Origin of the sequence: Streptomyces sp. NPDC059787, from assembly GCF_042732315.1 — a bacterium.
GTDB classification, from domain to species: domain Bacteria; phylum Actinomycetota; class Actinomycetes; order Streptomycetales; family Streptomycetaceae; genus Streptomyces; species Streptomyces atrovirens.
The window spans coordinates 258,713-266,780 of sequence record NZ_JBHWHX010000003.1 but is presented as its reverse complement, the minus strand read 5'-3'; the positions used below and the strand labels follow the sequence as shown (position 1 = coordinate 266,780).

The following is an 8,068-nucleotide window of genomic DNA, read 5'->3' as shown; positions in this document are numbered from 1 at the left end:
GCCGAGCGGCGGACGACGACCGACCCCGTTGTCAGTGGCTGCCCCTACGGTTTGATCAGTAGGACCCGGCGGAACGGCCGCGGGTTCCGTCTGGGGAGGGGTTTGTCATGTCTGCCGGTTCCACGGTGTCGACGACGTATCTCGAGCTGTCGCAGGAGGACGGCGCCGCGCACAAGTTCTACGAAGTGACGGTCGACGGCCAGACGGTGACGGTGCGCTACGGCAGGATCGGCGCGGCGGGACAGACCCAGACGACGACGTTCCCCACGGTCGCGAAGGCGCGGGCCGCCGCGGCGAAGAAGGTGGGGGAGAAGGTCCGCAAGGGCTACGAGCCGGCGGTGCGGGGACAGCGGGCCCCGCGCGCGGTGACCCGCCGTCAGGTGGCCTCGGCCCCGTCCACCGCGCGCGCCGTGGCCCCCGTGCTGTGGCGGTTCGGCACCGGGTCCTCGGCGTTCGGCATCCACGTCGACGACGACCGCTGCTGGGTCGGCAACCAGTCCGGTGACGTCTTCACCCTGGACCACGAGGGCGAGGTGCTGGCCCGCTTCAGCCTGCCGGACGGGGTGAAGTGCCTGGTCGCGGACGACTTCTGGATCTACGCGGGCTGCGACGACGGCCGGGTCTACGACCTCTCCTCGAAGCTGCCGTTCGCCGCCTACGACATCGCCGCGGACGTCGACATCTTCTGGCTGGACATCCACGAGGGCGTGCTGAACGTCTCGGACCGCGCCGGCCGCCTCACCGTCATCGACCACGAGGACGAGCACCAGTGGACCCGCCGCAGCCAGGGCGAGCACGCCTGGATGGTCCGCGCCGACGACCGGGCCGTCTACCACGGGCATCAGGGGGGTGTCACCGCCTACGCGCCCGACGGCGGCGGCGAGCTGTGGCACACCCCCACTCGCGGCGGGGTGCTGTTCGGCTGGCAGGAGGACGACACCGTCTACGCCGGCACGGCGCACCGCGTGGTGCAGCGGCTGTCGAAGACGACCGGTGCCGTCGAGGCCACCTACGCCTGCGACAGTGCCGTCTACTCCTGCGCCACCTCCCCGGGCGGACGGTTCGTCTTCGCCGGTGACGCCGCGTCGTCCGTCTACTGCTTCGACCGGGACGGCACGCGCCTGTGGAAGCTCGGCACGGGAGGCGGATCGGCGCTGTCCATGCAGTACCGGAACGAGCGGCTCTACCTGGTGACCACGGACGGTTCACTGGTGTGCGTGGACGCGAGCGAGGCCGCCGTCTCCGCGGCGCAGCAGGGCACGGTGCCGGTCGCGCGGGACGTCAAGCTCGCCGCGGCCCTGCCGACCTACGCGCCGGCCACGGCCGCGACCGCGGTGGCGACCGTCGCCCAGGCCCCCACCGGTACCGTCGTCGTCGAATGCGTCCAGCAGCACGGCCGGCTGCGCGTCCACGTCGTGTCCGACGGCTACGACGGTTCCTGGAACGTGCAGTTCCCGCGGGCGATACGGGTGCCCGGCGCACGCTACGTCGTGGACGCGCTGCACCCGGCGGCCGGCGGCTTCTACCGGGTGCGCGGGGAGATCCGCCGGCTCCAGTGACCGCCGGCGGGCGCACTCGGCGAACCCGTGAGCCCTGTATGCGCCCCCGCATGGGTACGGACAATGCAGTGCTCGTGATCGCCCCGTGAAACGCCGTGGTTTCCCGGCCCCGTTCAGGAAAGCAGGTCGACCGTCGTGCTGTTGCGTCTTCCCACGTCCCTGTCCGAAGCCCAGCGGTATCTGGCCGAAGGAGCGGTGCCCGTCGGCGGAGCCACCCTCGTGTGGGCCCTCTGGCAACGCGACGGCTTCCCCGAGCAGGCCATGTCCCTGCGCAAGCTGCCCCAGGCCAACCTCATAGAGCGCGAGGCGCTGGGCTCCGCCGTCCTGCTGCACCAGGTGGACGACCGGGTGCCGGACGTGCTGCGCCGAGCGGCCTCCACCGTGGGCACCGGCGCCGTACGCCGGACGGCCACCGTCGGCGGCAACATCGTGGGCAGCACCCTGCGCTGTCTGCTGCCCGCGGCGCTGGTCCTGGACGCGCGGGCGACCGTACTGGACCGGGACGGCACCTACGAGACCGACCTGGCCGAGGTGGTGGCCAAGCGCCATCTGCTGCTCGGCATCCGCTGGCGCGACCCCGTGGCCAGCGGATACCACAAGGCGGACGGTGAGGCGGGCGGGCCGCCGCCCCTCGTCGTCGCCACCGCCGTGCACACCGGGAGCGACGGTGCCCGCAGCCTCTTTGTCGCCGTCCGGGACGGTTACGAGGTGATCAGCGGGACCACGCCCTGCGACACCGGAGCCGAGGAGGTGCTGCGGGCCCTGGGCCGTACGGACCTGGGATCACTGCCCGCCGAGGCACGGGACGAGGTGCGACGTGAGGTGACCGCGCTCCTGGACCGCACCGCCGGCCGCTGACGCCGGTGCGCCACCCGGGCCGCCCGGGTGGCGCACCGGCGCGCGCACCACTCAGCAGATCCGCGGGAGCTGTTCGCCCATCGGCAGGTCCACCACCCGGGTCCCCCCGAGCCCGGTCCGCGCGACCACCATGCCGGGGTGCTCCGCGACCACCTCGCCGATGACGGCGGCGTCGGCGCCCAGGTGATGTGCCTTCATCGCGGCCAGGACCGCGTCCGCGTGCTCCCGCGGCACGAAGGCGACGAGTTTGCCCTCGTTGGCCACGTACATCGGGTCGAGCCCCAGCATGGCGCAGGCGCCGGCCACCGGCGGCGGCACCGGGACGGCACGTTCCTGGACGACGACTCCGCACCCCGACGCCACGGCGATCTCGTTGAGCGAGGCCGCCAGACCCCCGCGGGTCGGATCGCGCAGTACGTGGAGGTCCGGGGTGACCGCCAGCATCGCCTCGACGAGCCCGCCGAGCGGTGCGCAGTCGCTCTCGATCGCGGTCTCGAACCGCAGGTTCTCCCGTTTGCTCATGATGGCCACGCCGTGCACGCCGACGGCACCGCTCACCAGGACGACATCGCCGGGAACCACCCGCTGCGGACGCAGGTCCACCCCGGCGGGGACCACACCGATGCCCGAGGTGTTGACGTACACGCCGTCACCGTGGCCGGCCTCCACGACCTTGGTGTCACCCGTCACCACGCGCACACCCGCGGTACGGGCCGCGGCACCGATCGCCTCGGCGACCCGGCCGACCGTCTCGATCTCGACGCCCTCCTCCAGGATCAGCGCGCACGAGAGGTACGCGGCACGGGCCCCGCTCATCGCGAGGTCGTTGACCGTGCCGTTGACCGCGAGATCACCGATGCTGCCGCCGGGGAAGAACAGCGGCCGTACCACGAACGAGTCGGTGGAGAAGGCGAGCCGGGCCCCGTCCAGCTCGACCACGGCCGAGTCGGTGAGCGCGGCCGGCGCCGCTCCGCCGAGCCCCGGCAGGACCACCTGCTCGATCAGTTCGGCGGACAGGGCACCGCCACCGCCGTGGCCCATCACCACGCGCGGCCGGTCGCGCAGGGGCGCCGGACAGGACCAGGAGAGCATGTCCGGGGCTGCGGTGGTGTCAGACAACGGAGCTCTCCTTCCGCTGCGGGACGGCCACGTCCAGTTCCAGCCGCCGGTACAGGTAGTACGCGGCGCAGGCGCCCTCACTGGACACCATGGTCGCTCCCAGCGGCGTACGCGGCGTACAGGCCGTCCCGAACGCCTCGCACTCGTGCGGCTTCAGCAGCCCCTGCAGCACCTCACCACTGCGGCACTCGGCGGGTTCCAGGGTGGCGATGTCCCCCACCTGGAAGCGGTGCTCGGCGTCGTGGTCCCGGTAGCGGGCCGACAGCCGCCAGCCGCTGTCCGGGATGACCCCGATACCGCGCCACGCCCGGTCGGCGACCTCGAACACGTCGTCCAGCATGGCCCGCGCCGCCGGGTTGCCCTCGTCCCGCACGGCGCGCGGATAGGCGTTGTCGACCGTGTGCTCGCCCCGCTCCAGCTGCCGCACGGTCCGCCGTACGCCCTCCAGGATGTCCAGCGGCTCGAACCCGGTCACCACGATCGGCACCCGGAACCGTTCGGCGAGCGCCGGGTACTCCTCCGTACCCATCACGCTGCACACGTGCCCGGCCGCGAGGAACCCCTGCACCCGGCAGTCCGGGGACTGCATGATCGCCTCGATCGCGGGGGGCACCCGCACGTGCGAGACCAGCAGACTGAAGTTGCGGATGCCGCGCCTGCGGGCCTGGTGCACCGTCATCGCGTTGGGCGGCGCGGTGGTCTCGAAGCCGATGCCGAAGAACACGACCTCCCGGTCCGGGTTCTCCTCCGCGATCCGCAGCGCGTCCAGCGGGGAGTACACCACGCGCACGTCGCCGCCCTCGCCCCGCACCTGGAACAGGTCGCGTCCCGTGCCCGGGACCCGCAGCATGTCGCCGAAGGAGCAGAAGATCACCTCGGGCCGCGAGGCGATCGCCAGCGCCTTGTCGATCACCTCCAGCGGCGTCACACACACCGGACAGCCCGGACCGTGGATCAACTCCACCTCGTCGGGCAGCAGTTGGTCGATGCCGTGCCGGATGATGCTGTGTGTCTGGCCGCCGCACACCTCCATCAGCGCCCACGGCCTGGTCACCGTGGCCCGGATGTCGTCGAGCAGCCGCGCCGCGAGCGCCGGGTCCTGGAACTCCTCGATGTACTTCACCGCCGTACCTCCCCGGTCAGTTCCTCCCCGCCGGCCTGCGCGGCCTGCTCCCACGGATCGCCGAACTCCTCCTGGAGCATGCCGAGGTCCTCGAACAGCTCCAGGGTCCGGCGGGCCGACTCCTCGTCCAGCCGCTGCAGGGCGAAGCCGACGTGCACGATGGCGTACTCACCGACCTTCAGATCGGGCAGGTACTCCAGGCACACCTCCTTGACCACACCGCCGAAATCGACGGTGGCCATGCGGGTCCCGTCCCGTTCCTCGACGCCCAGCACTCTGCCGGGTACCGCCAGACACATGCGGATCTCCTCACTCGTCGCGCGCGGGGACGCCCGCGCCCGTCATCGGCTTCCGGCTCCCGCCCGGGCGGCCACCACCAGCTGGCCGAGGGCCAGCCCGCCGTCGTTCGGCGGGATCTCGCGGTGGCGCAGTACGGTGAAACCGGCGGTACGCAGCTCACGGGCGCAGGCCGAGGAGAGCAGCGTGTTGGAGAACACCCCGCCGGTCAGCGCCACCGTCCGGAGCCCCGCGGCCTCGCCGGCCGCCACGCACACCTCCCGCACCAGCCGGGCGACGGCCAGGTGGAAGCGGGCGGCGACCACACCCGTGGGAACCCGCCGCCGTACGTCCTCGACGACCGCCGTCAGCAGCGGCGCGGGGGAGGCGGTCAACGGGCCGGGGCCGCCCGCGAGCCGGAACGCGTAGCGCGGGTCGTGGGCCCGGTCGCCGGCCGACACGGCCGCCGCCTCCAGCTCGATCGCGGCCTGCGCCTCGTACCCCGCGTGGTGGCACACCCCCGCCAGGGACGACACCGCGTCGAACAGCCGGCCCATGCTGGAGGTCGGCACACAGTTCAGCCCGCGCGCCAACTGCGTGCGCAGAACGTCGAGTTCGTCCGGCGGGCAGGCGGCCGTGCACGGCAGGTCCGGGTCGGAAGCGATGCCCGCGGCGTCCAGATGGGCCAGCGCCGTCCGGTACGGCCGTCGCACCGCCGCGTCACCGCCGGGCAGCGGCACATAGGCCAGATGCGCGAACCGCTGGTACCCGTCGTAGTCCGCGAGCAGGAACTCACCGCCCCACACGGCACCGTCGTCCCCGTGCCCGGTGCCGTCGAAGGCGACCCCGATCACGCGGCTGCCGGCCGCGACCCCGTGCTCGGCCAGGACGGAGGCGACGTGCGCGTGGTGATGCTGCACCCGGGCCACGGGACGGTCCCCGGCGTGCCGCCGCGCCCATGCCACCGACCGGTATCCGGGATGCGTGTCGGCGGCCAGCAGCGCCGGCCGCACACCGGTCAGGGACTCCAGGTGCCGCTCGGCACGGCCGAACGCCTCCTGGGTGGCGAGGTCGTCCATGTCCCCGACGTGGGCGGACAGCCAGGCCCGCTCACCCCGCCCGAGACAGAAGACGTTCTTCAGGTCCCCGCCGACCGCGAGCGCCGGGGCCACCGGCACGGGCAGTGCGACCGGCAGCGGCGCGTAGCCGCGGGAGCGGCGCAGCACCAGCGGCTCGCCGTCACAGACGCGGACCACGGAGTCGTCGCACGGCACATGGACCGGCCGGTCGTGCGTCAGCCACGCGTCGGCCAGCCCCGCCAGCCGCACCAGGGCCTCGTCGTCGTCCGTCACGATGGGTTCCCCGGACACGTTGCCGCTCGTCATCACCAGCAGCCGGGGCGCCCCCGCCGCCGCGAGCAGCAGATGGTGCACCGGCGTGTACGGCAGCATCACGCCCAGGTCGGGGCTGCCCGGCGCGACGGCATCGGCGGGCACGGGCGCCCCCGGGGCCGGCCGGACACCGGAGCGCCGCCGCATCAGGACCACCGGGCGCACCCGCCCGGTGAGCAGTTCCCGCTCCACCGCGCCGATGTGCACCAGGTGCCCGACGTCGTCGGCGTCCCGGGCCATGAGCGCGAACGGCTTGTCCCCGCGGGCCTTGCGGCGGCGCAGCCCGGCCACCGCGTCCGGCCGGGTGGCGTCACAGGCCAGGTGGTAGCCGCCGAGCCCCTTGACCGCGAGGACGGCGCCCGCGGCGAGCAGCGCGGCCGCCGCGCCGACGGGGTCGTCGTCGGCGGAGGGGGACACGCACCCGGGTCCGGTGACGAGCCGCAGCCGCGGACCGCACGCGGGACAGGCGACCGGCTGCGCGTGGAAACGACGGTCACGGGGGTCGTGGTACTCGCGGGCGCAGTCCGGGCACAGGGGGAAGTCCGCCATCGTCGTGTGCGCACGGTCGTACGGCAGACCGGTGACGACGGTGAAACGCGGCCCGCAGTGCGTACAGGTGATGAACGGGTGGCCATGGCGCCGGTCGCCGGGGTCGCCGAGCTCGGCCAGACAGTCGGCGCAGGTCGCGGTGTCGGGCGCCACGAGCGTACGCACGGGACCCCCCGCGCGGGACGCGACGATGCCGAAGCCGCTCTCCCGTGTGGCCGGCAGCTCGTCGGTCTCCACCGACTCCACCACCGCGAGCGGCGGCGCGTCCGGCGCGAGCCGCGCACAGAACCGGTCGACGTCCGAGGACGCGCCCTCGACCTCCACCACCACACCGTCACCGGTGTTCGTCACATGCCCCGCCAGCCCCAGCCCGGTGGCCAGTCCGTACACGAACGGCCGGAAGCCCACCCCCTGCACCACGCCCCGTACGACGACACGGACCCGGCGTACGGGACCGGTGTCCGGTGCCGGCGCGGGACGGAGGCCGGGAGCGGTGCTCACGCCTCGGCCCGCGCCATCACCGGCGCGTGGACTGCCTCCCCGTCGGCCGCCGCGAGCGCCCGGTCCACCAGGACACCGGCGCCCTCACCGGTCCGTACGGAGGTCAGCACCACGTCGACACCCGGGTTGACCCGCTCCACATGGGCGCGGAAGGCGGCCTCGTCGAACGCGGCCGGACCGGCCAGGTCGGACTTGGTGACGAGCACCAGCTGGGCCAGGCCGAACGCGGTGGGGTACTTGAGCGGCTTGTCCTCGCCCTCGGTGACGGACGCCAGGACGACCCGCAGGGACTCGCCCAGGTCGTAGGAGGCCGGGCAGACGAGGTTGCCCACGTTCTCCACGAAGAGCAGCCGGGTGGCGTCGGGCAGCCAGTCGTGCAGGTGCCCGGCGAGCATGTCCGCCTCCAGATGGCACAGCCCGTCGGTGAGCACCTGCTTGACCGGGACGCCCGAACGGGCCAGCCGCCTCGCGTCGTTCTCGGTGGCGAGGTCCGCGGTGAGGGCCGCGGTGGCGATGCCGCGTTCCCGCGCCAGCAGCAGCTCACGCTCCAGCAGGGCCGTCTTGCCGCTGCCGGGGCTCGACAGGAGGTTGACCACGGTGGTGCCCCGGGCCGTGAGTTCGGTGCGCAGGACGCCCGCCGCCATGGTGTTCTTGGCGAGCACGGCCTGCCGGAGGTCGACTGTGCGGCACAT

General features: G+C 73.4%; 7 protein-coding genes. 2 read left to right on the top strand and 5 right to left on the bottom strand.

Going from position 1 to position 8,068, the window contains the following annotated elements:
• Nucleotides 1-107: 107 nt before the first annotated feature.
• Together ACFV5H_RS04935 and ACFV5H_RS04930 are read left to right on the top strand one after the other, a co-directional pair.
• Complete coding sequence (locus ACFV5H_RS04935; RefSeq protein WP_385192860.1) at nt 108-1,559, top strand: WGR domain-containing protein; 1,452 nt, start codon at nt 108-110, stop codon at nt 1,557-1,559.
• A 135-nt stretch (nt 1,560-1,694) separates the two neighbouring features.
• Nucleotides 1,695-2,417 carry an FAD binding domain-containing protein gene (locus ACFV5H_RS04930; RefSeq protein WP_385192857.1) on the top strand — a complete coding sequence of 241 codons (723 nt, stop codon included), beginning with the start codon at nt 1,695-1,697 and terminating at the stop codon, nt 2,415-2,417.
• Nucleotides 2,418-2,468: 51 nt separating this feature from the next.
• Here the strand turns inward: ACFV5H_RS04930 and hypE are convergent, their stop codons facing one another.
• Genes hypE through hypB form a run of 5 tightly spaced genes read right to left on the bottom strand, consistent with a single transcriptional unit; the run spans nt 2,469 to nt 8,068 of the window.
• The gene (hypE, locus tag ACFV5H_RS04925) at nt 2,469-3,536 is read right to left on the bottom strand and encodes a hydrogenase expression/formation protein HypE (protein ID WP_385049622.1); all 1,068 of its coding nucleotides are present in this window, start codon (nt 3,534-3,536) and stop codon (nt 2,469-2,471) included.
• Nucleotides 3,529-4,659, bottom strand: coding sequence for a hydrogenase formation protein HypD (gene hypD / locus ACFV5H_RS04920; RefSeq protein WP_385049625.1), 1,131 nt, complete (start codon nt 4,657-4,659; stop codon nt 3,529-3,531). The genes hypE and hypD overlap by 8 nt, the downstream gene beginning before the upstream one ends.
• Nucleotides 4,656-4,958: a HypC/HybG/HupF family hydrogenase formation chaperone gene (locus tag ACFV5H_RS04915; protein ID WP_385049628.1), complete on the bottom strand. Its 303-nt coding sequence runs from the start codon at nt 4,956-4,958 to the stop codon at nt 4,656-4,658. Before ACFV5H_RS04915 ends, hypD begins: the two co-directional genes overlap by 4 nt.
• Nucleotides 4,959-5,000: 42 nt before the next feature.
• The gene (gene hypF / locus ACFV5H_RS04910; protein WP_385192855.1) at nt 5,001-7,376 is read right to left on the bottom strand and encodes a carbamoyltransferase HypF; all 2,376 of its coding nucleotides are present in this window, start codon (nt 7,374-7,376) and stop codon (nt 5,001-5,003) included.
• Nucleotides 7,373-8,068: a hydrogenase nickel incorporation protein HypB gene (hypB, locus tag ACFV5H_RS04905; protein ID WP_385049633.1), complete on the bottom strand. Its 696-nt coding sequence runs from the start codon at nt 8,066-8,068 to the stop codon at nt 7,373-7,375. Before hypB ends, hypF begins: the two co-directional genes overlap by 4 nt.

Bases quoted from the DNA above. Each gene is read 5' to 3' on its own strand.
- ACFV5H_RS04935 (WP_385192860.1), top strand. From the start codon at position 108: ATGTCTGCCGGTTCCACGGTGTCGACGACGTATCTCGAGCTGTCGCAG.
- ACFV5H_RS04915 (WP_385049628.1), bottom strand. From the start codon at position 4,958: ATGTGTCTGGCGGTACCCGGCAGAGTGCTGGGCGTCGAGGAACGGGAC.
- hypB (WP_385049633.1), bottom strand. From the start codon at position 8,068: ATGTGCCGCACAGTCGACCTCCGGCAGGCCGTGCTCGCCAAGAACACC.